Genomic DNA, 2,771 nt, shown 5'->3' with positions numbered 1-2,771 from the left:
AGCGAAACCAGTAGTGAATACAGATCTTACAGGAAAAGCAGGCACTAAGCCATCAGTAGAAGTGAGCGCAGAACCAGGTTCAACTGTTGCTCTTTACGATAAAGATGGCAACAAGATTGGTGAAGCGACAGCAGGCGCAGATGGTAAAGCTACCATCACGCCAACCGTCGACATTCCAGCAGGTAATGTGACAGCTAAAGCAACTGACCTATCAGGAAACACATCAGATGCGAGTGATCCAGTTGAAGCAACTCGATTACGTACAGATGCGGATAAGAATGATCCAACAGCTAAGGTACAAACAGTAACACCAGGCTCAACCCCAAATGCGCAAGATTCAATTGGTAACGTCGGTGATCTTCCAAATGGAACTAAGTTTGACTTCAAGACACCAGTAGATACAGCTACAGATGGTGAAAAAGACGCAACAGTTGTTGTGACTTACCCAGACGGATCTAAAGATGAAGTTCCAGTTAAAGTTACTGTTAAAACTCCAAGCACAGATGCGGATAAGAATGATCCAACAGCTAAGGCTCAAACAGTGACTCCAGGTTCAACACCAAAAGCGCAAGATTCAATCGGCAACGTTGGTGACCTTCCAAATGGAACTACGTTTGAATTCAAGACTCCTGTGGATACAACAACTCCAGGAGATAAAGAAACAACAGTCGTTGTGACTTACCCAGATGGTTCAATGGATGAAGTGCCAGTCACTATCAAGGTTATTGATCCTCGCACTGACGCAGATAAGAACACACCAGCACTTAAAGACCAAACGGTCAACATCGGTGAAACACCAAGTGCGCAAGATTCAATCGGCAACGTTGGTGACCTTCCAAATGGAACTAAGTTCGAATTCAAGACTCCTGTGGATACAACAACTCCAGGAGATAAAGAAACAACAGTCGTTGTGACTTACCCAGATGGTTCAACGGATGAAGTGCCAGTCACTATCAAGGTTGTAGATCCTCGTACAGATGCGGACAAGAACACGCCAGCAACAACTACTCCAGCGCCTAAGGTAGCCCCTGCTCCTATGATGCATAAACAAACACCAGCATCATCTGCAGCGACTGCTAATCCAGAAATGTCATCAGTTTCAACTGCTACTAAGAAACAAGCATTGCCTGAAACAGGTGATGATGCGTCTATGGCAGCTATGGCTCTCGGAGGAATCCTTGCGGCAGCTGGACTTGGTTTAGCAGGAAAACGCAAAAAAGAAGACTAAAATAGTCAAAAGACCAAAAACCTCAATATAGTTAGTATGACTATTTCAGTTTTCGAAAAAGAGACTCATCCCGAAAGGGGTGGGTCTCTTTTGTGTGCTTTTTAGAGTAAGTATCATATTAAAATATTAGATAAAAAGAGCGGAAATTGCTATGTCACAGATGTTCTAAAGATTGGATGGCAATTGGTTTTGATTCAAGATACTTAAACTGATAGAAAATACTATGTATACTAATCCTATTATGAAACGGTTTAAGAACTTTCATAGAGACTGAGTCTCAGATGAAAAATAGTTTTTTATATTGATTAAAAATTAGAGAAAATACTTGCCTAAACATTAAAAAAAGGATATGATAGACTTCGGAAGAAGGTTAATAAATGCATAAAGTGCGTGTTTATTCGATAACGTCTTTGTTTTTGACGTGCCTTTGGGGTACAACGATTAACAAATAGGAAGTTTATGAATGAAACAAGCAAATCATGTTGTTGAAAAAGTGACAAAATACGCCATTCGTAAGTTGTCAGTAGGTGTTGGACCAGTTGCTATTGGAACATTCTTAATAGCAGGTGGTCTTTTCGTGTCTAAACCTGTTGAGGCAGACCAAGTCAGCGCTGATGCTTCAGTGCATTTGGCCTATGTCACAGAAAATGAATTGACACCAGCAGAGCAGAAACAAGTGGTCCATGCCATTCCTAAGGACTATCAAAATGAAGATACGTTTTATTTAGTCTATAAACGTAAGGGAGACACGCAGGCTACCTTACCTCAGACAGGCAGTACAGAATGGGCGGCTACAGGTTTAGGGTTGGCAACAGCAAGTATGGCTGTCCTTCTGTTTTCAAAAAAACACCGTAAAAAACTTATTGGTCTAGTTTTGATTGGAGCTACAGGTCAAACTCTCTTTATGCCGGTTGAAGTGCTTGCTTTGCAAAATAAGGAATTGCGTGCTTTTAATCAGACCGTGGCAGTTGCTAGTGCAGAGGATTTGGCTAAGGGTATCATCACCATCGATGGTTACGAATATGTTGGTTATCTTCGTTACTCCGCAAAACCTGAACTTGAACAGCCTTTAGAGACGGTTTTTAAAGGGCTTGAACCATCCATAAAAGACGATAAGGCACCAAAGCAAGAAGCCACTGATAAAGAAACAACGGAAAAAAGTTGGCAAAAGGGTAGTCAGGAAATCGTGCACGAGGGAGAATCTCTCGTTCAACCAAGTGTTCCTGAAAACAGTGCGCCAACAAGTGCTAAGGGTACGCAGGAAGTTGGTCACGAAGGGGAGGCTGCTGTTCAGCCTGTCAATCCCGAGTATACGGGTTCAATTAGTAGCGATACTGTAAGTGCTAATGGCACACAGGAAGTGGGTCATGAGGGTGAAGCTTGGGTTCAACCAGCTACACCAGAATATACAGGACCAATCAGTGCTAATGGCACGCAAGAAATTGGTCACGAAGGGGAGGCTGCTGTTCAGCCTGTCAATCCCGAGTATACGGGTTCAATTAGTAGCGATACTGTAAGTGCTAATGGCACGCAAGAAGTGGGT

The 2,771-nt window shown here is 42.7% G+C and carries 2 protein-coding genes; both read left to right on the top strand.

Going from position 1 to position 2,771, the window contains the following annotated elements; genetic code table 11:
• Window positions 1–1,228 (top strand): Rib/alpha-like domain-containing protein (locus HMPREF0848_RS10445; RefSeq protein WP_156780998.1); only part of this gene is annotated, 1,228 nt, incomplete at its 5' end.
• Between the two features lie 463 nt (window positions 1,229–1,691).
• Window positions 1,692–2,771: YSIRK-type signal peptide-containing protein (locus tag HMPREF0848_RS05185; protein WP_008535109.1), on the top strand; the 1,080-nt coding region annotated here is incomplete at its 3' end.

The sequence above is a fragment of the Streptococcus sp. C150 genome (genome assembly GCF_000187445.1).
GTDB classification, from domain to species: Bacteria; Bacillota; Bacilli; order Lactobacillales; family Streptococcaceae; genus Streptococcus; species Streptococcus raffinosi.
This window is presented reverse-complemented; position numbering and strand designations above follow the sequence as displayed.